Origin of the sequence: Streptomyces graminofaciens (assembly GCF_030294945.1) — a bacterium.
Taxonomy (GTDB): domain Bacteria; phylum Actinomycetota; class Actinomycetes; order Streptomycetales; family Streptomycetaceae; genus Streptomyces; species Streptomyces graminofaciens.
This window is the reverse complement of sequence record NZ_AP018448.1, coordinates 9,927,113-9,948,358: the sequence shown is the minus strand read 5'-3', so window position 1 is coordinate 9,948,358 and position 21,246 is coordinate 9,927,113. Positions and strand designations below refer to the sequence as shown.

The following is a 21,246-nucleotide window of genomic DNA, read 5'->3' as shown; positions in this document are numbered from 1 at the left end:
CGGCGCCCGGTTCTTTCAGGGTCGGCTTCCACAAGGCATAGTGCAAGCCAACCGCCGGCATGGACAGACACACGACGTGTGGGAGCCCGGATGCGGACAGCCCGACCGGCCCGACTGCGGGCCGCTCACCCCGTTCTCTGGGCCGGCTGGGCCGCGCTCGCCGGCGGCGCGGTGCTGTGCGTCATCGGCTGGTACGGCGTCTCGGGCGAACGCTTCGCCGAACGCCAGCTCCCCTACCTCGCCTCCTGCACGATCCCCGGCGCCGCGCTGCTCGTCGCCGGCGCCGTACTCCTCGCCCACGGCAGGAACGCCCTGGCGGCGGCGCGGGTGGAGGAGTTGTACGGCCTGCTGGTCACCGCCGAGCCGACGGCCGAGGACGAGCCCGGCGACGCGGCCGTCGCGCCCCTCGCCGTCAGCGGAAGGCTGCTGATGGTGCCGGGCGGCACCCTCTGGCACCGTGCGGACTGCCCGCTGGTGGCGGACAAGGCCGAAGCCGTGCCGGTCGACTCCCGGGTGCTGGCGAGCGGCGAACTGCGACCGTGCCCGATCTGCGAGGCGACGTCCGAAGACGGGCCCACGGACGGCTGATGGCGTCTTTGACGTACGACCTCACGCTGGCAGGGCTCTCGGTCGGCAGCGCGGCGGCCCTCACGGGAGTCGGTCTGATCGTGACGTACCGCGCGACCGGGGTGCTCAACTTCGCGCACGGGGCGATCGCGATGGTGTGCGCGTATCTGCTGCGCGAGTTCACCGTGGACTGGGGCTGGCCGCTCACGCTCGGCGCCGCCGTGACCCTGCTGGTGGTGGCGCCCGGCATCGGTCTGGCCCTGGAACGCCTGGTGTTCCGCCCTCTCTCGATCCTCGGCGGCGACCCCGCGCAGACCCTCGTGGCGTCCATCGGCGTCTTCGTCCTCCTCGTGGGCGGGGCCGCGCTGCTGTGGGGCCAGGGGGCGCGGGCGGACGCGCCGACGCTGGTGCCGGCGGACCCGTGGGGCCAGTTGGCGGTGGCCGTCGCCATGGCGGCGGCGGTGGGCGCGACCACGCGCTGGACCCGCTTCGGCCGTGAACTGCGGGCCGTGGTGGACGACCGGCAGCTCGCCGTCCTCAGCGGTGTCGACGCGGACCGGGTGGCCGCCGCGGGCTGGGCGTTCGGCTCGTTCACGGCCGGCCTGACGGGCGTACTCCTGGCCCCGTACGTCCGTCTGGACCCGTACGGCATGCCGCTGCTGGTGATGGAAGTGGTCGCCGTGGCGGTGGCCGCCCGGATGCGCAGCCTCCCGGTGGCCGTGCTGGTGGCTCTGGGCATCGGGGTCGCCCAGAGCCAGCTGACCCGGCTGCACCCGTCGGGCTGGGCGCAGCCGCTGCTCCAGGCGGTGGGAGCCAATCTGTTCGTGGTGGCGTTGCTGGTCGCGGCCCTGGTCCTGCCCGGCGTGGGGACGGGGGACGCGCTCCCGCGCACGGCGACCGCGCGGGTGCCGACACCACCGGGGGCGTGGATCGTGGCGGCGCTCCTCTTCCTCCTGCCCCTGGGCTTCGCCGGCCAGGACCTGCACACCTCGGTCCAGGTACCGGCGCTGGGCGTGGTGCTGCTCTCGTTGGTCGTGGTGACGGGCAGAGGCGGCCAGATCTCGCTGGGCCAGGCGGCGTACGCGGGCCTGGGCGCGCTGTTCACGGCACTGCTGGCGGCGGGGCGCTTCCCGTTCCTGCCCGCCGTGCCGGAGCTGACGGCCCTGCTGCTGGCGGTCCTCCTGGTCGCCCCCCTGGGCTTGCTGACCGGCTGGCCGGCGATCGGCCGCCACGGCCTGGCACTCGCCCTCGCGACCTTCGCGGTGGGCGTCGGAGTGAGCCGTTTCGTCTTCGCCCAGCCGTACGCGACCTCGGGCCTCACCGTGTCCCGCCCGGCGGGCTTCGAGGGTGACCGCGCGTACTACGTCCTGGAGCTGGGGCTGCTGTGCTGCGCGCTGCTGGCCACGCGTGCCCTGCGCCGGGGCCGCACGGGCCGGGCCCTCGCGGCGATGCGGGACCACCAGTCGGGGGCGTCGGCGGCGGGCGTCCGCGTGCCCTCGCTCAAGCTGACGGCGTTCGTGGCGGGCGCCGCACTGGCCGCCCTCGGCGGCGGCATGCTCACCATGGGGGTACGCGCGTTCGACCCCGGCGCGTACGACCCCGTCCGGGGCCTCCTCTGGTTCGCCGCGATCGTCGTACTCGGCGCCGACAGCACGCTGGGCGCGCTCGCGGCCGCCGCCCTGCTGGTCGGCCTGGACGCGGGCACGAGGGGCGGGGTGGCGGCCGCGGTGATCGGGGTGTCGGCGGTGCTGGTCGGCCGCTTTCCCGGCGGACCGTACGAGGCGCTGCGCGCGGCGGTCGTAGGGCGGCGTTCGCGGCGGCGGACTGGTGCGCTGACGGCGGCGGGAGTGCGGGCTCGGGAGCGGATGCGGAGGGCCACTGTTCCGGGCGGTGCCACGGCGTCGGCGGCCTCTGCGGTGGAGGGCGCGGCACGGGCCGGGGGCGTTGCGAGGACGCGAAGGGGCATCGGCCACAGCGAAGCCGTGCGCTCCGGCGGAGCGGGACGGCCGCCGGCTGCGGGCGAGGGGGCGCCCGGCCGGGTGCGCGCCGAGGGGATGTCCGGCGCTGCGGGGCAGCGTCCCCCGCCGCGGCCCGGCTCCCCGGCCGAGCCGCGGCCACCGGGAACCCGCGCGGACAGCCGCCTCCCCTCTCTCCGAGCCCGCCGCCTCCACCTCCGCTACGGCGAGTTCACCGCCCTGGACGGCGTCGATCTGGACGTATCCCCCGGCCGGGTCACCGCTGTCGTGGGTCCCAACGGCGCCGGGAAGACCACCCTCTTCCACTGTCTCGCCGGGACGCTGCGGCCGGACGGCGGACACGTCCGGCTCGGCGGACGGGACATCACCCGGCTGCCGGCCCACGCCCGCACCCGGCTCGGGATCGCCCGGACCTTCCAGCAGCTGGCCGTGTTCCCGTCGTTGACCGTGGCCGAGAACGTCCGGGTGGGCGCCGAGCAGGGCCGGATCGCCGACCCCGCGGCCGTGGAACGGGCCCTGCGGCTCTTCGAGCTCGACGGACCGGTGCGGGACCTGCCCGCCGCCGGGCTGCCGACCGGGACACTGCGCCGCGTCGAACTCGCACGGGCGTTCGCCGGAGGCCCCCGGGTGCTGCTGCTCGACGAGCCCGCCGCCGGGCTCGACACCGCCGAAGTGGAAGTTCTCGCCCGAGTGTTGCGCGCCCTCGCCGCCGACGGCACGGCCCTGCTGGTCGTCGAGCACGACCTCGACCTGGTCGCGGACCTCGCCGACGTCGTGCACGTCATGACCGCGGGCCGGATCGTCACCTCCGGCCCCGCCGGACACGTGCTCGGCACTCTCCGGGGAACGGCCGGACCATGACCGTCATCGCGCTACGGCACGCGCGCGTGCGCTACGGCCCCCTGGAGGCCCTCCACGGCGTCACCCTCGCCGCGCCCGGCCCCGGCCTGACCGTGCTGCTCGGCCGCAACGGCTCCGGCCGTACGACCGTCCTGCGGGCCCTCGCCGGTACGGTCCCGCTCACCGGCGGGGCCGTGGTGTGGGACGGGACGGAGATCACCCGGATGCCCGCGTTCGAGCGTGCCCGGCGCGGACTCGTGCTCGTGCCGGAGCTGCGGGCCGTCTTCGGCTCGCTCACCGTCCGCGAGAACCTCGAACTCGCGGCACCGGACCCCGCGTACGCCCTGGAGGCCTACCCGCAGCTCGGCCCACTCCTCTCCCACCGGGCGGGCACCCTCTCCGGCGGCGAGCGGCGCATGCTGGCCCTCTCCCGCGCGCTGCTGGCACGCGCACGCGTGCTGCTCGTCGACGAACCCGTCCAGGGCATGTCCCCGACGGTCGCGGCCCGCACGTACGAGCTGCTGGGCGCCCTCGACGCCTGCGTGGTCGTCGCCGAGCAGCGGCTGCCGCCCGGCCTGCGCGAGGCGCCGGCCTTCGTGTACGAACTCCGACGCGGAACGGTCGCGTTCGCCGGTGAGGCGGCCGAACTGTCCTGACCCCGGGCGCCCGGGGTCAGGGCGTGCGCACGCTCAGAGGTCGAGCCGCTGGCCGGGCACGATCATGTTGGGGTCACCACCGATGGAGGTCTTGTTGGCGGCGAAGATCCGCTGCCAGGTGGTCCCGTGCCGGGCGGCGATCCCGCTCAGCGTGTCACCCGAACGGACGGTGTAGTCGCCGCGGGCGGAACTGCGGTCCGTGTGCCCCGAGGAACGCGGCGGCGTCTTCGACGGCGCGGCGGACCTGGTCGACTTCTTGGTGGACGTACCCGTGTTCGACGAAGGCGCGCTGCCGTACGCCCCGGCGCGCGCGGAGCACGTGGGCCACGCGCCCCAGCCCTGGGCGCGCTGCACCTTCGTGGCGATCGCGATCTGCTGGGCCTTGGAGGCCTTGTCGGCGGTGGACGCGTAGGCCGTTCCGCCGTACGCGCGCCAGGTACTGGCGGCGAACTGGAGTCCGCCGTAGTAGCCGTTGCCGGTGTTGATGTGCCAGTTGCCGCCGCTCTCGCACTTGGCGATGCGGTCCCACACTCCGCTGTCGGCGGCCACGGCGTTGCCGGTGGCGGTCAGCAGTCCCAGCGGGGCGAGGAGTATGGCCCCGGCGAGCACTGCCGTCGCTCGCGTCTTGCGAGCGGTCTGCGTCCTACGAGTGTTGTCGGCACATGCGGACATGTATTTCCCTCTCCAAACACCCGGGGTCCCCCAAGGCCGGGCGCGCCTCGCGTCACACGGGACGCGGTGTCGCGATCGGCCCCGTCCGCCGACGGTGGTGCTGCGAACCTCTGTGCGGTCGGCGGACGTACCCGAGCGGTGCTCGTTGCACACGGCCCGGGAATCTATGGAGGTTGACAAGCCGTCAGCAACCAATTCCCCGTCATGCGAGGCCAGTTTGCCGTTACCGCAAGTAACAACTCTTTTCGGTCACCCACTTCATTCGCTGATTTCCGGATTTGTCGACCAGGCACCCTGGTGGCCTGTGACCCACTTCACCGGGTCAAGTTCCTCGCAAATCAGAGAAGTTGGCCTGGAGTAACTGATTCCGCACGGCCGTTCACCCTGTGCGTCGGATGGTTCGATTCCGTTCGTCGTCGGGCGTGACCCTGGCCACAGATCGCCCGTTGTCTTCTTCATGAGCCGGAACCTCCGTGCTCATGGGCCGGGCGGCGACCCGGCACCGACACGCACCGCATCCCGAGGAGCCACCCGTGCCGCGCATGCTCGAGGTCAGCGACGAGGTACGCGCCGAGATCGGCCACGAAGAAGCCGACCGGCTGCTCGCCGGAGAGAACGCCCCCGGCGGCTACGACTGCACGTCCTGCCGCACTCCGGGCGACTCCGAGCAGGAGCGCACCAGCACCGTCCTGTTCGTCGGCGACGAGACAGCCGTCCTCGCCTTCGCCCACGCCACCTGCCTGCCCTCCCAGGTCGTCCAGGTCACGGAGGAACAGTTGCAGGGCGCCGCCCGCTCCATCGTCGGCGAGAGCCCGGCCGAGGCCGTGCCCGAGCAGGCCGTGCTCGGAGTCACCAGCGGACTCATCCTGCTCAGCGGCGAGCTGCACCCCGCGCTGGTCGTCGAGCCGACCGCCCCCATCGCGCGCCCGGGCACCACCGGCGCGGGTGACGACTTCCTGCCGCTGCTCATCGAGCAGGGCTTCATGCCGCTGCCCCAGATCGACTCGGTGCCGCCCGTGCTGCACGGCTGGTCCGTGCTGCTCGCCATGGGCCAGTTGCACGCCATCCTCCAGCCGGGTGTGACCGGCGGTTCGCCGGTGGCGTGGTGGCAGGCGCACCAGCCGCTGCAGGTCGCCGAGAGCTGGAGGGCCGCAGCGAACAAGCACCAGCAGGTGCTGATGTTCGCGGCGCCGGTGGGGTCGATCGGGCGTCAGCCCCGGGAGGATCTGCTGCGGGACGCGCTCGACAAGGCGGCGGGGAATGGGCAACTGGTGGCCGCCACGCTGCCGCTCGCGGGCACGTGAGCGCCGTCGTGGCATCGGCGATCGGGTGAATGTGGGCCGTTCGTGGTTGCTCACGCCCACGCGGCGGAGCCGCATGTGTCACAGCCCCGCGCCCCTTGACGGTGCTCCCCATACCTGGAGCTGAATGGTTGAGCTACCGCATCCCTTGCGCGGCGGGGTCGTTGGCACAGACGTGCACGCATACGACGTTCCCCGCCGCCCGTCCTTCCAGTCGATCCCTTCCATGCGGCCGGCTCAGGAACCCTCGGGCGGTCCATCGGCGACGCCGATCTACGACGCGCTCTACGCGGAGTGGGTCAGGTCCTATCGGACGCTGCCGGGCGACCGGCACGGCGAGGAGGAGTTGGGGTTCACCGGCTTCGGGAGCCTCCCGCACAGTCCCGGCCACCGCGGCACGGGCTCGCACCACACCGGTTCGTTCAGCACCGGTTCGTTCAGCACGGGTACGTTCAGCACAGGCACGTTCAGCACCGGTACGTACGGCGCCCGGCACACGGTGGGGCACCTCTCCATCCAGCACGATCCCCAGCCCGCCCACGCGACCACGACAAACGTCTCCTGGCAGCCCGTCGCGCGGATCCCCACCGGGCACACGGGAATGCACCACATCCCGTCCCCGCTGCCGCCGGGGCCCCGCCGGGGCCTCTGAAGCGGCGGCACGGGGCACATACACGAAGAGGGCGGCTCCCCCAGTACGGGGAAGCCGCCCTCTTCGTATGTGTGCCGGACCGGCGTGTGTGCCCGGACCCGCGCGTGTGCCCGGACCGGCGCGGCTACTTCTTCTTGCCGCGCTTCTCGCGCACCCGCACCGAGATGTGGATCGGCGTGCCCTCGAAGCCGAACTCCTCGCGCAGACGGCGCTCGATGAAGCGGCGGTAGCCCGCCTCGATGAAGCCGGAGGCGAAGAGGACGAAGCGCGGGGGCTTGGTGCCGGCCTGGGTGCCGAAGAGGATGCGGGGCTGCTTGCCGCCCCGGATCGGGTGCGGGTGGGCGGCGACCAGCTCGCCGAGGAAGGCGTTCAGGCGGCCCGTCGGGACGCGGGTCTCCCAGCCGGCGAGGGCCGTCTCGATCGCGGGGACCAGCTTCTCCATGTGGCGGCCGGTACGCGCCGAGACATTCACCCGGGGCGCCCAGGCGACCTGGCCGAACTCGGTCTCGATCTCCCGCTCCAGGTAGTAGCGGCGCTCCTCGTCGAGGGTGTCCCACTTGTTGTACGCGATAACCATCGCGCGCCCGGCCTCGACGGCCATCGTCACGATGCGCTGGTCCTGCACCGAGATGGACTCGGAGGCGTCGATCAGGATGACCGCCACCTCGGCCTTCTCGACGGCGGCGGCCGTGCGCAGCGAGGCGTAGTAGTCGGCGCCCTGCTGGAGGTGGACGCGCTTGCGGATGCCCGCCGTGTCGACGAACTTCCAGGTGACGCCGCCGAGTTCGATCAGCTCGTCGACCGGGTCACGGGTCGTGCCCGCGATCTCGTTGACGACGACGCGCTCCTCGTTCGCCACCTTGTTCAGGAGCGAGGACTTGCCGACGTTCGGGCGGCCGATCAGGGCGATACGGCGTGGGCCGCCGACCGCCGTACCGAAGGACTGCTCGGGCGCCTCCGGGAGGGCCTCCAGAACGGCGTCCAGCATGTCGCCGGTGCCACGGCCGTGCAGGGCGGAGACCGGGTGGGGCTCGCCGAGACCCAGGGACCACAGATACGACGCGTCGGCCTCGCCGCTCGGGCCGTCGACCTTGTTGGCGCACAGCACCACGGGCTTGCCGGCCTTGCGCAGCAGTCGTACGACGGCCTCGTCGGTGTCGGTGGCGCCGACCTTGGCGTCGACGACGAAGACGACCGCGTCGGCCGCCTCGATCGCGTACTCGGCCTGGGCGGCGACGGAGGCGTCGATGCCGAGGACGTCCTGCTCCCAGCCGCCCGTGTCGACGACCTTGAAGCGGCGGCCCGCCCACTCGGCCTCGTAGGTGACGCGGTCGCGGGTGACGCCCGGCTTGTCCTCGACGACCGCCTCACGGCGGCCGATGATGCGGTTCACGAGCGTCGACTTACCGACGTTCGGGCGGCCGACGACGGCGAGCACGGGCAGCGGGCCGTGGCCCGCCTCCTCGATCGCGCCCTCGACGTCCTCGATGTCGAAGCCCTCTACCGCGGCGAGCTCCATGAACTCCGCGTACTCGGCGTCGCCAAGCTCTCCGTGCTCGTGCTCGGAGGGAAACTGGTCGTTCATGAAGTCCGTACCTCGTAGTTCATCGTGGTGATCGGTGGAGCCTCCGGCGTGTCCGCCGGCTGATCCACTACTCAGTTTCGCCCAGCGCCCGATCGGACGCCCGGCGTTTTACCGGCGGCCGGTGAGCCGCCTGGCGTGGTCCAGGTGTGCGCCGAGCTGCTTCTGGATGCGCTCGGTCGCCTCGTCGAGTGCCTTGCGCGTCCGCCGTCCGCTGCCGTCGCCCGCCTCGAACGGATCGCCGAAGACGACGTCGACACGGGAGCGCAGCGGGGGCAGCCCCTTCATCAACCGCCCGCTCTTCTCGGAACTTCCCAGGACGGCGACCGGCACGATCGGCGCCCCACTGCGCACCGCGAAGTACGCGAGCCCGGCGCGCAGCGACGCGAAGTCGCCCTCGCCTCGGGTGCCCTCGGGGAAGATACCGAGGACTCCGCCGTTCTCCAGGATGCCCAGTGCCTGGGTGATGGCCGTGCGGTCGGCGGTCGAGCGGTCCACCTTCACCTGGCCGATGCCGAGCAGGAAGGGGTCGAGCGGACCGATGAACGCCTCCTTCTTGATGAGGAAGTGCGTCGGCCGGGGCGCCACGCCCATGACCATCGGCCCGTCGATGTTGTGGGAGTGGTTGACGGCGAAAATCACCGGACCTGCTGCGGGCACCTTCCAGGAACCCAGCACCCGCGGCTTCCACAACCCGTACATCAGGCCGACGCCGATGCGCCGCCCGACCTCGGCGCCCCGCTCCGAAGGAGCCGCCTGGACGCTCACTTCCCCGCCCGCTTCTCCTCGACGAGGGTGACCACACACTCGATGACCTGCTGGAGGGTCAGCTCCGAGGTGTCCACCTCGACCGCGTCGTCCGCCTTGGCCAGCGGCGAGGTCTTCCGGCTGGAGTCAGCCGCGTCCCGCTTGAGGAGGGCCTCGCGGGTCGACTGGACGTCGGCGCCCTTCAGCTCACCGCTGCGGCGGGCGGCACGCGCCTCCGGGGAGGCGGTGAGGAAGATCTTCAGGTCGGCGTCGGGCAGCACGGTCGTACCGATGTCACGGCCCTCGACGACGATGCCGTTCTCGGCGTCGGAGGCGATCGACCGCTGCAGCTCGGTGATCCGGGCCCGCACCTCCGGTACGGCGCTCACCGCGCTGACCTGGGAGGTGACCTCCTGGGTGCGGATCGGCCCGGCGACGTCCGTGCCGTCGACGGTGATGGTCGGGCCCGTCGGGTCGGTCCCGGAGACGATCTCCGGCTTCCCGGCCACGGCCGCGATCGCCGAGGGGTCCTCTATGTCGATGCCGTTGTTGACCATCCACCACGTGATCGCCCGGTACTGGGCGCCCGTGTCCAGATAGCTCAGCCCGAGCTGCGCGGCCACGGCCTTCGAGGTGCTCGACTTGCCCGTGCCGGAGGGGCCGTCGATGGCAACGATCACTGTGGCGCGTTCCACTGGGGAGCACCTTTCCTGGTCCGAGGGGGCGGGGCGAGACGGAGGAGGCCCCGGACAAGGGTACTGGGTGCTTGTAGCCCATCCGGCCGCACGTATCAGGAAAGCAGCCCCCGGTCAGCCGCATCCAGCCCGTCCGGCACCACCCGGCCCGTCCGGCGCTTGGGGACGAGGCCGTTCAGGCCGACAGCGGCGGTCCGGGGGCGCCGCCCCCGGGGATGGGACGGGCAGGTGCGGCGGGGGCGGGAAACCGCACCGGCACCCGGCACTACTGCCGGATCGCCCAACCCCGCTCCCGCAACGCCGCCGTCAGCACCGGCGCCGCCTTCGGCTCCACCATCAGCTGCACCAGACCGGCCTGCTGGCCGGTCGCGTGTTCGATGCGTACGTCCTCGATGTTGACGCCGGCCATGCCCGCGTCGGCGAAGATGCGGGCGAGCTGGCCCGGCTGGTCGTCGATGAGTACGGCCACGACCTCGTAGACCCGCGGAGCGGACCCGTGCTTGCCGGGTACGCGGACCTGGCCGGCGTTGCCGCGTCGGAGCACGGTCTCGACGCCGGTGGCGCCCTCGCGGCGCTTGGCCTCGTCGGAGGACTGCAGGGCGCGCAGGGCCCGTACCGTCTCGTCCAGGTCGGTGGAGACGTCGGCGAGCAGGTCGGCGACCGGGCCGGGGTTGGCGGAGAGGATGTCGATCCACATGCGCGGGTCGGACGCCGCGATCCGGGTCACGTCCCGGATGCCCTGCCCGCACAGCCGTACGGCAGCCTCCTCGGCATGCTCCAGGCGCGCGGCGACCAGGCTGGAGACCAGGTGCGGCATGTGCGAGACGAGGGCCACGGCGCGGTCGTGGGCGTCCGCGTCCATGACCACGGGGACGGCCCGGCAGTGCGAGACCAGCTCCAGGGCGAGGTTCAGGACCTCGGTGTCGGTGTCCCGGGTCGGCGTCAGCACCCAGGGGCGGCCCTCGAAGAGGTCACCGGTGGCGGCCAGGGGGCCGGACTTCTCGCGGCCCGACATGGGGTGCGTGCCGATGTAGGGGGAGAGGTCGAGGCCCAGCTCCTCCAGCTCCCGGCGCGGGCCGCCCTTGACGGAGGCGACGTCCAGGTAGCCGCGCGCCACGCCGCGGCGCATGGCGTCGGCCAGGGTCGCGGCCACGTGCGCGGGCGGGGCGGCGACGATCGCGAGGTCGACCGGACCCTCGGGGGCCTCGTCCGTGCCGGCGCCGAGCGCGGCCGCCGTACGGGCCTGCTCGGGGTCGTAGTCGCTGAGGTGGACGGTGACGCCGCGCTGGGCGAGGGCCAGGGCGGCCGAGGTGCCGATGAGGCCGGTGCCGATGACGAGTGCGGTTCTCACTGGGCGATGTCCTTGCGGAGTGCGGCCGCGGCGCCCAGGTAGACGTGCGCGATCTCGGAGCGGGGCCGGTCGGACTCGATGTGCGCGAGGAGCCGCACGACCCGGGGCAGGGCGCCCTCGATGTCCAGCTCCTGCGCGCAGATCAGCGGTACGTCGGCGAAGCCGGTGCCGAGCTTGCGTGCGGCGGCCGCCGGGAAGTCGCTGTGCAGGTCGGGCGTGGCCGTGAACCAGATGCTGATCAGGTCGTCCGGGGTGAGCCCGTTGCGCTCCAGGACGGCGGTCAGCAACTCGCCGACCTGCTCGTCCATGTGCCCCGCCTCGTCCCGCTCGAGCTGGACGGCGCCCCGGACCGCTCGTACCGCCACGGCTGTGCTCCTCGCTGATGTACATCCCGGCTCTCTGTACGTCCAGCCTAATCAGCCGTGGTGGGGCGAGTGCGCGACGCCCGACTGCCGAGACGCCCGGCCCTGCGCGGGCCGCTGCGGTTGCGGCCCTCGCCCGCAGACTCTGACAATGTCACGCGAACGTCACTGTCCCGTCACTTGGGGTGAAAAGCCCCCGTGCGCCTCTGGACGCGGTACCGCGTGTCCGCTTGCATGGGGAAGGCCGTCCGCGCCACGCCTCGGGGGAGGCTCGTATGAAGCGCTCCGGACCACTTCTCACACTGCTCGGCGGGCTGTTGCTGGCCGTGTTCATGCTGTCGCTCAACGCGACGACAGGGACGCGCTCCACGTCGTCCTCGACGAGGACCGATTCGCCCGCCGCCTCCGCGACCCCCTCGCCGACGAGGACGGCTCCGTCTCCGTCGCCGAGCCCCACGAACAGCCCACCCGCCGACGCCGACTACGCGGGCCGTACCGACGACGACTCCTCCGCGATCGCCGTCACGCTGCGCGACGGCAAGGCGGTCGCGTACTTCTGCGACGGCCGCGACAAGGAGTCCTGGCTCAAGGGCGACGTCGAGGGCGACGGCGGCATGAAGCTGACGAGCAAGGACGGCGCCGAACTGAACGGCACGCTCAAGGGCAGCAGCATCCGCGGCACGGTCGACATCGGCGGACAGCGGTACGGCTTCACCGCGGACAAGGCGGTCAAGCCGTCGGGGCTGTACCGCGCGACGGCCACCGTACGCGGCGCCAAGATCGACGGCGGCTGGATCGTCCTCCAGGACGGCCGCCAGGTCGGCATCCTCAACCGCGACGGCGAGCCCTCGGCGGCACCGGAGATCGACCCCGGGTCGGGCACGGTGACGGTCGACGGGGAGGAACTGAAGGCGCTGCCCGTCACGCCATAGGCGCGACGGGGCACCTCCGACCGCACGCGCCCCTCAAGAACGGGGCACCCCCGCAGAACACGCCTTCCTCCACGCATGACACCCCCTTCCCGCAGGGAGCAGCTCATGACCGTCGATCCGAACGCCGCCACCCAGGGCTTCCCGTCCCCGCAACCCGCCCCCGCCCGCCCGGGCGCCGCCCGCTATCTGGTCCCGGCGCTGGTGGCGTGCGCGGTCGCGGTCGGCCTCGGCGTGTACGGCAAGGTCCACGACCCGGCGGGCACGGCCTTCAACCTCGCGGGCTTCAGCAGCACGGGCGCGGTGAAGTCATGGCTGGCGACCGTGTCGTTCGGTTTCGCGATCGTGCAGCTCGTGTCGGCGCTCATGCTGTACGGCAGGCTGCCGGGCCCGAGCTGGTCGGGGGTGCTGCACCGCTGGTCCGGGCGGGTGGCGTTCCTGGTCGCGGTGCCGGTGGCGGTGCACTGCCTGTACGCGCTCGGCTACCAGACATACGAGACGCGCGTCATGTGGCATTCCGTCCTGGGTTGTTTCTTCTTCGGTGTTTTCAGTGCAAAGATGCTGTTGCTCCGCTCGGAGCGACTGCCCGGCTGGCTCCTGCCGATCGTCGGCGGCCTGGTCTTCGCCGCTCTCACGGTCGTCTGGCTGACCTCGGCCCTCTGGTTCTTCCGCACGTTCGGGGTGACGACATGACGATGGACGCGACACGGCGCACGGTTCTGGCGGCGGGGGCGGCGGGCGCGGCGGCGCTGCTGGCGGGGTGCGGCGAGTACGGGGACGACGGGGGCGACGGGGGTTCGGACGAGCAGTCGTCACCGAAGGCGTCGGGGACGGGTGACAGCGGCGCCGGGGGCGAGGAACTGGCCAAGGCGGACGAGATCCCGGTCGGCGGCGGCACGATCTTCAAGGACCAGAAGGTCGTGGTGACACAGCCCGAGAAGGGCGACTTCAAGGCGTTCTCCGCGATCTGCACCCACCGGGCCTGCACGGTCGGCAGCGTCGAGGACGGGACGATCAACTGTCCGTGCCACGGCAGCAAGTTCAAGATCGCGGACGGAGCGGTGGCGCACGGCCCGGCCACCGAGCCGCTGCCGGCCGAGCAGATCAAGGTCTCGGGAAATTCGATTCTCCTGGCCTGACCGACGCCATACGCTCCCGGGCATGCAGCTCCCGCACCCGCACGCCCTGGTACGCGACCACACGATCTACTCCTGTGTGATGGGTTCACGCGCCTTCGGCCTGGCGACGGACGGCAGCGACACCGACCGCCGGGGTGTCTTCCTGGCTCCCACTCCCCTGTTCTGGCGCTTCGAGAAGCCGCCGACGCATGTGGAGGGCCCGGCGGAGGAACAGTTCGCCTGGGAACTGGAGCGGTTCTGCGAACTGGCACTGCGCGCCAACCCGAACATCCTGGAGTGCCTGCACTCACCGCTGGTGGAACACCTCGACGGGACGGGCCGCGAACTCCTCTCCCTCCGCGAGGCCTTCCTCTCCCGCCGGGTCCACGAGACGTTCGCCCGCTACGCCCTGGGGCAGCGCAAGAAGCTGGACGCGGACCTCCGGGTGCACGGCGCCCCTCGCTGGAAGCACGCCATGCATCTGCTCCGCCTCCTCACCAGCTGCCGCGACCTGCTCCGCACGGGCGAGCTGACACTCGACGTGGGCGACCGGCGCGAGCCCCTGCTGGCGGTGAAGCGCGGCGAGGTCCCCTGGCCGGAGGTGGAGTCCCGGATGACCCGGCTGTTCGAGGAGGCGGAATCGGCGGCGTCCCGGACCCCGCTGCCGGCGGAGCCGGACCGGGCGAGGATCGAGGACTTCCTCATCCGCACCCGACGCGAGTCAGCCCTCCGCCCCGCCGAGCCGAACCCGCACGACGAACTCGTGCAGAGCGCCGTACGCCCCGACGGACTCCTCCGGCAGCCCTGACAGCCCCTGCGCCTCGTCCAGCACGACATGCAGCCGCTCCACGTCGCCCGCCACGCGCAGGGCGTCCACACCGGCACTCCCGTGCTCCTGCCCGGCCTTCGCGGCAACGAGATCCGGCAGGTACGCGGGTGCCTCGACCTCCTCCAGCAGCGTGGGCAGATGGGCCTGCACCTCGCCGCTCCGCATCAGATGGATGCCGGTGAGCAGGACCCGGAAGGTGTAGAGCAGCGGCTTGAGTTCGCCGTTCTTCTCGAAGAGCCGCCACTGTGTGGTGGCGAACCCCTCAAGCGTCCCAGAGCGCCCCCAGTGACACGAGGTCGCTCTGGTACTCGATGCGGTCCGCCCATTCCGAGGGCCAGACGCCGGGGCCGTGGTGGGCGCCCGCGAAGGCTCCGGTCAGGCAGGCGATGGAGTCGGAGTCGCCGGAGGTGCAGGCGGCTCGGCGGACGGCGGTCACCGGTTCACCGAGGAAGAGGAGGAAGCAGAGGAGGCCGGTCGCGAAGGCCTCCTCGGCGATCCAGCCCTCGCCGGTGGCCAGGCAGGGGTCGGTCTCGGGCGACGGGTCCCGCAGCGCCCCCTGGACCCGGTCCAGGGCGTCCAGGCACTCGTCCCAGCCCCGGGAGATGAAGTGCTCGGCCGAGGGGTCCTGGCTGTACGTCCACAGGTCGCCGAGCCAGCGCGTGTGATAGCGGCTGCGGTTCTCGTAGGCGTAGGAACGCAGCCGCCCGACCAGGCTCAGCGGTTCGACGCCCTGCGCGAGCAGCCGTATCGCGTGTGCCGTGAGGTCGGACGCGGCGAGCGCGGTGGGGTGGCCGTGGGTGAGACCGGCCTGCAACTGGGCGGCGCCCGCGCGCTGTTCGTCGCTGAGCGGGCCGATGAGGCCGAGCGGCGCGACCCGCATGTTGGCCCCGCAGCCCTTGGAGTCGATCTGGCTGGCGAACTGCCAGGGGTTGCGCTCGACCGCGAGGTAGTCGCAGGCGACCAGGCAGGTACGGCCGGGGGCGCGGTTGTTCTCCGGCGAGCGCGACCAGGCGACGAACTCCTTGCGGACGGCCCGCTCCAGGGTCTCGGGGGCGAGCGGCCCGCGGTCCATGGCGGAGCGCAGGCCGTGCCCGAGCGCCAGCGTCATCTGTGTGTCGTCCGTGACGAACGCGGGCTTGGGCAGCTCCATCGCGCGCCAGGGCCCGGTCTTGGCGAGGATCGCCGGGACGTCGTCGAACTCCGTCGGGAAGCCGAGGGCGTCCCCGATGGCGAGTCCGAGCAGGGATCCGGTGGCGGCGCGCTTCGCGAGCAGCGTCATGGTCATCAGGACCGTCCTTCCGAGGTGGGTCGCAGCAGGGGCGGGTGCAGGGCGGTGGCCCCACCCGCGCGGTACAGCGCGGCAGGCTTGCCGCGGCCGCCGGTCAGGCGCGCGGCGCCGGGGATCGGCTCGACGAAGCCCGGCGTGGCCAGCACCTTGCGCCGGAAGTTGGGCCGGTCGAGAGCGGTACCCCACACGGTCTCGTAGACCTGCTGCAGCTCACCGAGGGTGAATTCGGGCGGGCAGAAGGAGGTGGCGAGACAGGTGTACTCGAGCTTGGCGCCGACGCGTTCGTGGGCGTCGGCGAGGATGCGGTCGTGGTCGAAGGCGAGCGGGCCGATGGAGTCGAAGCGCAGCCACTGGGCCTGGGCGGCGTCACCGCCGCCGTGCGGCACGGGCGGGTCCGGGAGCAGCGCCGCGAACGCGACGGTGACGACCCGCATCCGGGGGTCCCTCCCCGGCTCGCTGTAGGTCCGCAGCTGCTCCAGGTGGAGTCCGGAGACGTCCGTGACGCCCGTCTCCTCCGCGAGTTCACGCCAGGCGGCCTCCTCCGCCGACTCGTCCGGCAGCACGAACCCGCCGGGCAGGGCCCAGCGACCCGCGTACGGCTCCTGCCCGCGCTCGACGAGCAGCACCTGGAGGCTGCCCGCGCGGACGGTGAAGACGGCCAGGTCCGCGGTGACGGCGAAGGGTTCGTAGGCGTACTTGTCGTAGCCCTCTGGTGAGGTCATGTCCATCGCCCGCTTTTATAGTCACCGTGACTAATAGTCATAACGACTATAAAAGGGCGGGCGCCGGGGCACAACCCTTTTACGGAGAAGGGAAGGCCAAGAGCGACACCGGGCACGGCAAAGGGCCGGTCCCGAAGGCAAACCCGGGACCGGCCCCCTGCTCGAACGCGGCGAAGACCCTAGAGGTCGACCTCCTGCATCAGCATCCCGACCTCGGTGTTCGACAGACGGCGCAGCCAGCCCGACTTCTGGTCGCCGAGGGTGATCGGCCCGAAGGCGACGCGCACCAGCTTGTCGACGGGGAAGCCGGCCTCGGCCAGCATCCGGCGCACGATGTGCTTGCGCCCTTCGTGGAGGGTGACCTCGACGAGGTAGTTCTTGCCGGTCTGCTCGACGACCCGGAAGTGGTCCGCCTTCGCGTACCCGTCCTCCAGCTGGATGCCGTCCTTGAGCTGCTTGCCCAGGTCACGCGGGATCGGGCCCACGATGTGCGCGAGGTAGACCTTCTTCACGCCGTACTTGGGGTGGGTCAGCCGGTGCGCCAGCTCACCGTGGTTGGTGAGCAGGATGACGCCCTCGGTCTCGGTGTCGAGCCGCCCGACGTGGAAGAGCCGCGTCTCGCGGTTGGTCACATAGTCGCCGAGGCACTGACGGCCCTCGTTGTCCTCCATCGTCGACACGACGCCGGCGGGCTTGTTCAGGGAGAAGAACTGGTACGACTGGGTCGCGACGGTCAGGCCGTCGACCTTCACCTCGTCCTTCTCCGGGTCGACGCGCTTGCCCTGCTCGAGCACGATCTCGCCGTTGACCTCGACCCGCGCCTGCTCGATCAGCTCCTCGCAGGCACGCCGGGAGCCGTAGCCCGCGCGCGCGAGCACCTTCTGCAGCCGCTCGCCCTCCTGCTCGGCGCCGGGGAAGGTCTTGGGCAGCTTGACGTCCTTCTTGCCCGCGTACCGCTCGCGGTTGCGCTCCTCGGCCCGCGCCTCGTACTCGCGGGAGGTCGCCGGGACCGAACGGCCGCGCCCGGTGCCCTGGCCCTGCTTGGGTCCGCCCTTGGCACCGCCGCGCGCGGAGGCGCCGCGCCCGGACTTCGGGCCGTCATGGGTCCCGCCCGGCCCTACGTCGTAGCGGCGCTCCTCGGGACGGGGCTTGCCCGCGCGCTTCGGCCTGTCGTCGCGCCCTCCCCCGCCCTTCGGCTGGGAGCCGCCCCCACCGGTTCCCCGGGGCTTGCCGCGCCCACTGTTCCTGCCACTGCCACTGCCACTGCTTCGCATCAAAGTTCCGTCGTCGTCGTGTCGTCTGCATCTGCATCCGGTGCGTCCGGATCGAACGACGGGACCCCTTCCAGCGTCTCGGCCTCGATCGCCTCCGCCTCGGGGAGAAAGGGCGCGAGCTCCGGGAGCTCGTCCAGGCCTCGCAGGCCCATCCGCTCCAGAAAGTAGTTCGTCGTCGTGTACAGGATCGCACCTGTTTCGGGTTCCGCGCCCGCCTCCGCGACCAGACCGCGCTGGAGGAGGGTGCGCATGACCCCGTCGCAGTTGACTCCTCGTACGGCCGAGACCCGGCTTCGGCTCACCGGCTGGCGGTACGCGACCACGGCCAGTGTCTCCAGCGCGGCCTGGGTGAGCCGGGCCTGCTGCCCGTCGAGGACGAAGCGCTCGACGGCCGCCGCGTACTCGGGCCGGGTGTAGAACCGCCAGCCGCCCGCGATGAGGCGCAGCTCGAAGCCGCGTCGCTGCACGGCGTACTCGTCGGCCAGTTCCCGCAGGGCGCTCGCGACCTGTCGCTTGGGCCGCTCCAGGATCTTCGCGAGGTGCTCCTCGGTCGCCGGCTCGTCCACGACCATGAGCACGGCCTCCAGGGCGGGCTTGAGCTCGAGATCGGCGACGGTGGGTGCCCCCGCCGTCGCCTCGGTGGTCTCCTCGCTCACGCCTTCTCCTTCCCGGGGGGCTCGGGCGGCCGGTCGAACTCGTCCGTCACCGTCGGTGTCTCGTCCCCGTCACCGCCGGTCCAGCGCACGAGCAGGTCCCCGAGCGCGGTCTCCTGGTCGAGGGCCACGGCCTTCTCCCGGTACAGCTCCAGCAGCGCGAGGAAGCGGGCGACGACGGTCAGGGTGTCGTCGGTGTCCTCGACGAGCACCCGGAAGGACGCCTCGCCCAGCTCACGCAGCCGCGCGACGACGATCCCGGCCTGCTCCTGCACGCTGACGAGGGGCGCGTGGATGTGATCGACGTACACCTGCGGCTTGGGCTTCGGCTGCATGGCCTTCACGGCCAGCTTGGCGAATCCTTCCGCTCCGATGCTGATGACCACCTCGGGCAGCAGCTCGGCGTGGTGCGGCTCCAGCCCGACGGTACGGGGATACCGCCGCGCCTCCTCGCCCAGCCTCCGGTTGAAGATGTCGGCGATCTGCTTGTACGCGCGGTACTGCAACAGCCGCGCGAACAGCAGATCCCGCGCTTCGAGCAACGCCAGGTCGGCCTCGTCCTCGACCTCGGCGGCGGGCAGCAGGCGGGCCGCCTTCAGATCGAGCAGCGTCGCGGCGACGACGAGGAACTCGGTCGTCTCATCCAGGTCCCAGTCCGGCCCCATGGCCTTGATGTGCGACATGAACTCGTCGGTGACCTGGGAGAGGGCGACCTCGGTGACGTCGAGCTTGTGCTTGGAGATCAGCTGGAGGAGGAGATCGAAAGGACCCTCGAAGTTGGCGAGCCGAACTTTGAAGACACCGTCGTCGGACGACTCGGGTTCCTGGGGTTCCGGGGTGCCGGGTACGTCCTCGGTCCGGACGGCGTTGTGCTCACCGGCCTCGTCCGAAGAACGCTCCTCGACCGACGGCTCGCTCTCGGCGGCCGGGGGCGCGGCCCCAGGACCCCGCCCCAGCGCACGCCGACGACCGGCTGAACCGCCGGAGGCCGTGGCCGAGGTGTCGCGCGAGGTCATAGCCCTCGCAGGCTACCTCTACCGTCCGCGAAGGCGTCGTACGAGGATGCTCGCGTCCCCACGTGACTCCAGATCCGCCAGCACCACGGCGACGGCCTCCCGGACGATCCGCCCGCGGTCGACGGCCAGCCCGTGCTCCCCGCGCAGCACCAGCCGGGCGTGCTCCAGGTCCATCAGCTCCTCGGCGGACACATACACGGTGATCTTCTCGTCGTGCCGCTCCCGCCCACTGGGCCGGCGCCCGGAGGCCCGCCCCCGCTTGCGGGAGTCCCCGGCGGCAGAACCTTCCTGCGCCTTCTGCGGCCGCCCGGCGCCAGGCCGCTCGCCCCCCGCGGCGGCGAACCGGCTGCGGGCCTGCTCCCCGGCGTCGGACTCGGCGTCCGCGGCCACATGCTCGGACCCCTCGCCGTCACCGCCCTGTACGGGCACCGAAGGCGGCGCGTCGTCCCCGGCGGCGGCTCCGTCGCTCTCCCCGGCGGGGGCGGGCACACGGGCCTCGCCGTTGGGCCCCCTCCGGGGAGTGGACGGCTGAAGCGCCATTCCCCCTGTCGTACGGAAGAGTTCGTCGGCCCCCGGCAGACTCACTCGGCGTGACACCGGGCGAGCACCTCCCTGGCGAGCTGGCGGTAGGCGGCGGCGCCGACGGAGTTGGAGGCGTACGTGGTGATCGGCTCGCCGGCGACCGTGGTCTCCGGGAAGCGGACCGTGCGCCCGATGACCGTGTGGTAGACGTGGTCGTCGAACGCCTCGACGACACGCGCGAGCACCTCGCGGCTGTGCACCGTGCGCGAGTCGTACATCGTGGCGAGGATCCCGTCGAGCTCCAGCTCGGGGTTGAGCCGCTCCTGGACCTTCTCGATGGTCTCCGTCAGCAGCGCGACACCTCGAAGGGCGAAGAACTCGCACTCCAGGGGCACTATCACCTTGTGCGCGGCGGTCAGCGCGTTCACCGTCAGCAGGCCCAGCGACGGCTGACAGTCGATCACGATGTAGTCGTAGTCGGCCAGCAGCGGCTTCAGGGCCCGCTGGAGCGTCGACTCGCGCGCGACCTCGGAGACCAGCTGGACCTCGGCCGCCGACAGGTCGATGTTGCTCGGCAGCAGGTCCATGTTCGGGACCGCGGTCTTGAGCAGGACCTCGTCCGCGGACATCCCCCGCTCCATGAGCAGGTTGTAGACCGTGAGGTCGAGCTCCATCGGGTTCACGCCGAGACCGACCGACAGGGCGCCCTGCGGGTCGAAGTCGACGAGCAGCACACGACGGCCGTACTCCGCGAGCGCGGCGCCCAGGTTGATGGTCGACGTCGTCTTGCCGACGCCGCCCTTCTGGTTGCACATCGCGATGATCGTCGCCGGGCCGTGACTGGTCAGCGGTCCCGGGATCGGGAAGTACGGCAGCGGGCGGCCGGTCGGACCGATGCGCTCGCGGCGCTGGCGGGCCGCGTCGGGCGCGAGCGTGGCCGCGTACTCCGGATCGGGCTCGTACTCGGCGTCGGGGTCGTAGAAGTGCCCGTCGGGCAGCTCGTCGTAGTCGGCGAAGTGGTTGTGGACCCCGCCACTTCCCTCGCCGGCCATGGCGTTCACGTGATGGCCATCCATGCTCTGGTCTGCTGGCTGGGTCAGCCCTGGACTGTGGGGACTCTGGTGGGCTGCGAAGGTACGGACAGCGACGGAGCCGACAGCCTCGAATCCCGTGGGGGCCGAGCCCCGCGCAGGCATTCCTGGTTGACCACCCCCGGGAGTAAATGTCGACTCATTCACAAGTCGTCTTACCTCCTTGGTGACCAGGAAACTTCTCGATAGGTCAGCGTGGCACCATGCCGACGGTTGGCGACTCTATGGCGTGTCGGCGGTCCGCAGCAACACAATCCGCCGGACCCGGCCCGATGTGTCGGCAATGAAACATGCGGCTGTCAAGGGCGTAGGGCCGTCGCACAGCAGGTTTCACCGGTCCGTGAAACATCTGAAGGGTTACGTTCGAGGCGAGTTGCGCGAGTGTCGCAAAGTGACCATACAC

At 71.8% G+C, this 21,246-nt stretch carries 22 protein-coding genes and 1 pseudogene; 9 read left to right on the top strand and 14 right to left on the bottom strand.

All coding sequences use genetic code 11. The annotated features are described in order from the left end of the window. Positions 1–90: 90 nt before the first annotated feature. Genes SGFS_RS43830 through SGFS_RS43820 form a run of 3 tightly spaced genes read left to right on the top strand, consistent with a single transcriptional unit; the run spans position 91 to position 4,039 of the window. Entirely contained in the window at positions 91–588 is a 498-nt protein-coding gene (locus tag SGFS_RS43830) for a hypothetical protein (protein ID WP_286257988.1), read from the top strand. Further along, positions 588–3,404, top strand: a complete 2,817-nt coding sequence (locus SGFS_RS43825; RefSeq protein WP_286257987.1) for a branched-chain amino acid ABC transporter permease/ATP-binding protein — start codon at positions 588–590, stop codon at positions 3,402–3,404. Before SGFS_RS43830 ends, SGFS_RS43825 begins: the two co-directional genes overlap by 1 nt. Then, on the top strand, positions 3,401–4,039 hold the full coding sequence (locus SGFS_RS43820) for an ABC transporter ATP-binding protein (protein WP_286257983.1): 639 nt from the start codon (positions 3,401–3,403) through the stop codon (positions 4,037–4,039). The genes SGFS_RS43825 and SGFS_RS43820 overlap by 4 nt, the downstream gene beginning before the upstream one ends. A gap of 33 nt (positions 4,040–4,072) precedes the next feature. Here the strand turns inward: SGFS_RS43820 and SGFS_RS43815 are convergent, their stop codons facing one another. Beyond that, the gene (locus SGFS_RS43815; RefSeq protein WP_286257982.1) at positions 4,073–4,711 is read right to left on the bottom strand and encodes a LysM peptidoglycan-binding domain-containing protein; all 639 of its coding nucleotides are present in this window, start codon (positions 4,709–4,711) and stop codon (positions 4,073–4,075) included. Between the two features lie 533 nt (positions 4,712–5,244). On the opposite strand from SGFS_RS43815, the gene SGFS_RS43810 reads away from it, so the two are divergent. Continuing rightward, positions 5,245–6,015, top strand: a complete 771-nt coding sequence (locus SGFS_RS43810) for a hypothetical protein (RefSeq protein ID WP_286257981.1) — start codon at positions 5,245–5,247, stop codon at positions 6,013–6,015. Positions 6,016–6,187: 172 nt separating this feature from the next. Next, positions 6,188–6,664 carry a hypothetical protein gene (locus SGFS_RS43805; protein WP_286257980.1) on the top strand — a complete coding sequence of 159 codons (477 nt, stop codon included), beginning with the start codon at positions 6,188–6,190 and terminating at the stop codon, positions 6,662–6,664. A gap of 124 nt (positions 6,665–6,788) precedes the next feature. Here SGFS_RS43805 and der read toward each other — a convergent pair whose 3' ends face one another. From der to aroH, 5 genes are all read right to left on the bottom strand, one after another. Continuing rightward, entirely contained in the window at positions 6,789–8,249 is a 1,461-nt protein-coding gene (der, locus tag SGFS_RS43800) for a ribosome biogenesis GTPase Der (RefSeq protein ID WP_286257979.1), read from the bottom strand. A gap of 108 nt (positions 8,250–8,357) precedes the next feature. Next, positions 8,358–8,948, bottom strand: coding sequence for a lysophospholipid acyltransferase family protein (locus tag SGFS_RS43795; RefSeq protein WP_434028243.1), 591 nt, complete (start codon positions 8,946–8,948; stop codon positions 8,358–8,360). A gap of 62 nt (positions 8,949–9,010) precedes the next feature. Continuing rightward, the gene (gene cmk / locus SGFS_RS43790; protein WP_286257977.1) at positions 9,011–9,688 is read right to left on the bottom strand and encodes a (d)CMP kinase; all 678 of its coding nucleotides are present in this window, start codon (positions 9,686–9,688) and stop codon (positions 9,011–9,013) included. A gap of 265 nt (positions 9,689–9,953) precedes the next feature. Next, a complete protein-coding gene (locus SGFS_RS43785; RefSeq protein ID WP_286257976.1) occupies positions 9,954–11,039 on the bottom strand; it encodes a prephenate dehydrogenase in 1,086 nt (361 codons plus the stop codon). Continuing rightward, complete coding sequence (gene aroH, locus SGFS_RS43780; RefSeq protein ID WP_286257975.1) at positions 11,036–11,404, bottom strand: chorismate mutase; 369 nt, start codon at positions 11,402–11,404, stop codon at positions 11,036–11,038. The genes SGFS_RS43785 and aroH overlap by 4 nt, the downstream gene beginning before the upstream one ends. Positions 11,405–11,676: 272 nt before the next feature. Between aroH and SGFS_RS43775 the strand changes: the two genes are divergently transcribed. From SGFS_RS43775 to SGFS_RS43760, 4 genes are all read left to right on the top strand, one after another. After that, positions 11,677–12,333 carry a hypothetical protein gene (locus tag SGFS_RS43775; RefSeq protein ID WP_286257973.1) on the top strand — a complete coding sequence of 219 codons (657 nt, stop codon included), beginning with the start codon at positions 11,677–11,679 and terminating at the stop codon, positions 12,331–12,333. A gap of 105 nt (positions 12,334–12,438) precedes the next feature. Then, positions 12,439–13,023, top strand: coding sequence for a DUF6529 family protein (locus SGFS_RS43770; protein WP_286257972.1), 585 nt, complete (start codon positions 12,439–12,441; stop codon positions 13,021–13,023). Then, on the top strand, positions 13,020–13,469 hold the full coding sequence (locus tag SGFS_RS43765) for a Rieske (2Fe-2S) protein (RefSeq protein WP_286257971.1): 450 nt from the start codon (positions 13,020–13,022) through the stop codon (positions 13,467–13,469). The genes SGFS_RS43770 and SGFS_RS43765 overlap by 4 nt, the downstream gene beginning before the upstream one ends. Before the next feature lie 22 nt (positions 13,470–13,491). Next, positions 13,492–14,256 (top strand): nucleotidyltransferase domain-containing protein, encoded by a 765-nt coding sequence (locus tag SGFS_RS43760; RefSeq protein ID WP_286257970.1) that lies wholly within the window; start codon positions 13,492–13,494, stop codon positions 14,254–14,256. On the opposite strand, the pseudogene SGFS_RS43755 reads toward SGFS_RS43760, so the two are convergent. The 8 genes and pseudogenes from SGFS_RS43755 to SGFS_RS43720 all read right to left on the bottom strand — a co-directional run. After that, positions 14,170–14,538, bottom strand: a pseudogene (locus SGFS_RS43755) (DNA polymerase beta superfamily protein); the annotation flags it as partial. The gene SGFS_RS43760 and the pseudogene SGFS_RS43755 overlap by 87 nt on opposite strands. A 1-nt stretch (position 14,539) precedes the next feature. Further along, the gene (locus tag SGFS_RS43750; protein WP_286257969.1) at positions 14,540–15,562 is read right to left on the bottom strand and encodes an ADP-ribosylglycohydrolase family protein; all 1,023 of its coding nucleotides are present in this window, start codon (positions 15,560–15,562) and stop codon (positions 14,540–14,542) included. Beyond that, positions 15,562–16,287 (bottom strand): NUDIX hydrolase, encoded by a 726-nt coding sequence (locus tag SGFS_RS43745; RefSeq protein ID WP_286257967.1) that lies wholly within the window; start codon positions 16,285–16,287, stop codon positions 15,562–15,564. The genes SGFS_RS43750 and SGFS_RS43745 overlap by 1 nt, the downstream gene beginning before the upstream one ends. Before the next feature lie 179 nt (positions 16,288–16,466). Next, complete coding sequence (locus SGFS_RS43740) at positions 16,467–17,561, bottom strand: pseudouridine synthase (RefSeq protein ID WP_286257966.1); 1,095 nt, start codon at positions 17,559–17,561, stop codon at positions 16,467–16,469. Continuing rightward, positions 17,561–18,217 (bottom strand): SMC-Scp complex subunit ScpB, encoded by a 657-nt coding sequence (scpB, locus tag SGFS_RS43735; protein WP_286257965.1) that lies wholly within the window; start codon positions 18,215–18,217, stop codon positions 17,561–17,563. Before scpB ends, SGFS_RS43740 begins: the two co-directional genes overlap by 1 nt. Next, positions 18,214–19,230, bottom strand: a complete 1,017-nt coding sequence (locus tag SGFS_RS43730; protein WP_286257964.1) for a segregation and condensation protein A — start codon at positions 19,228–19,230, stop codon at positions 18,214–18,216. The genes scpB and SGFS_RS43730 overlap by 4 nt, the downstream gene beginning before the upstream one ends. A gap of 18 nt (positions 19,231–19,248) precedes the next feature. Next, a complete protein-coding gene (locus SGFS_RS43725; RefSeq protein WP_286257963.1) occupies positions 19,249–19,827 on the bottom strand; it encodes a hypothetical protein in 579 nt (192 codons plus the stop codon). Beyond that, complete coding sequence (locus SGFS_RS43720; RefSeq protein WP_286257962.1) at positions 19,812–20,948, bottom strand: ParA family protein; 1,137 nt, start codon at positions 20,946–20,948, stop codon at positions 19,812–19,814. Before SGFS_RS43720 ends, SGFS_RS43725 begins: the two co-directional genes overlap by 16 nt. Positions 20,949–21,246: the final 298 nt, after the last annotated feature.

Bases quoted from the DNA above. Each gene is read 5' to 3' on its own strand.
- SGFS_RS43825 (WP_286257987.1), top strand. From the start codon at position 588: ATGGCGTCTTTGACGTACGACCTCACGCTGGCAGGGCTCTCGGTCGGC.
- SGFS_RS43765 (WP_286257971.1), top strand. From the start codon at position 13,020: ATGACGATGGACGCGACACGGCGCACGGTTCTGGCGGCGGGGGCGGCG.
- SGFS_RS43815 (WP_286257982.1), bottom strand. From the start codon at position 4,711: ATGTCCGCATGTGCCGACAACACTCGTAGGACGCAGACCGCTCGCAAG.
- SGFS_RS43720 (WP_286257962.1), bottom strand. From the start codon at position 20,948: ATGCCTGCGCGGGGCTCGGCCCCCACGGGATTCGAGGCTGTCGGCTCC.
- SGFS_RS43830 (WP_286257988.1), top strand. From the start codon at position 91: ATGCGGACAGCCCGACCGGCCCGACTGCGGGCCGCTCACCCCGTTCTC.
- SGFS_RS43740 (WP_286257966.1), bottom strand. From the start codon at position 17,561: ATGCGAAGCAGTGGCAGTGGCAGTGGCAGGAACAGTGGGCGCGGCAAG.
- SGFS_RS43730 (WP_286257964.1), bottom strand. From the start codon at position 19,230: ATGACCTCGCGCGACACCTCGGCCACGGCCTCCGGCGGTTCAGCCGGT.
- SGFS_RS43820 (WP_286257983.1), top strand. From the start codon at position 3,401: ATGACCGTCATCGCGCTACGGCACGCGCGCGTGCGCTACGGCCCCCTG.
- SGFS_RS43795 (WP_434028243.1), bottom strand. From the start codon at position 8,948: ATGTACGGGTTGTGGAAGCCGCGGGTGCTGGGTTCCTGGAAGGTGCCC.
- SGFS_RS43775 (WP_286257973.1), top strand. From the start codon at position 11,677: ATGAAGCGCTCCGGACCACTTCTCACACTGCTCGGCGGGCTGTTGCTG.
- SGFS_RS43760 (WP_286257970.1), top strand. From the start codon at position 13,492: ATGCAGCTCCCGCACCCGCACGCCCTGGTACGCGACCACACGATCTAC.
- SGFS_RS43750 (WP_286257969.1), bottom strand. From the start codon at position 15,562: ATGACCATGACGCTGCTCGCGAAGCGCGCCGCCACCGGATCCCTGCTC.
- SGFS_RS43745 (WP_286257967.1), bottom strand. From the start codon at position 16,287: ATGACCTCACCAGAGGGCTACGACAAGTACGCCTACGAACCCTTCGCC.
- der (WP_286257979.1), bottom strand. From the start codon at position 8,249: ATGAACGACCAGTTTCCCTCCGAGCACGAGCACGGAGAGCTTGGCGAC.
- SGFS_RS43770 (WP_286257972.1), top strand. From the start codon at position 12,439: ATGACCGTCGATCCGAACGCCGCCACCCAGGGCTTCCCGTCCCCGCAA.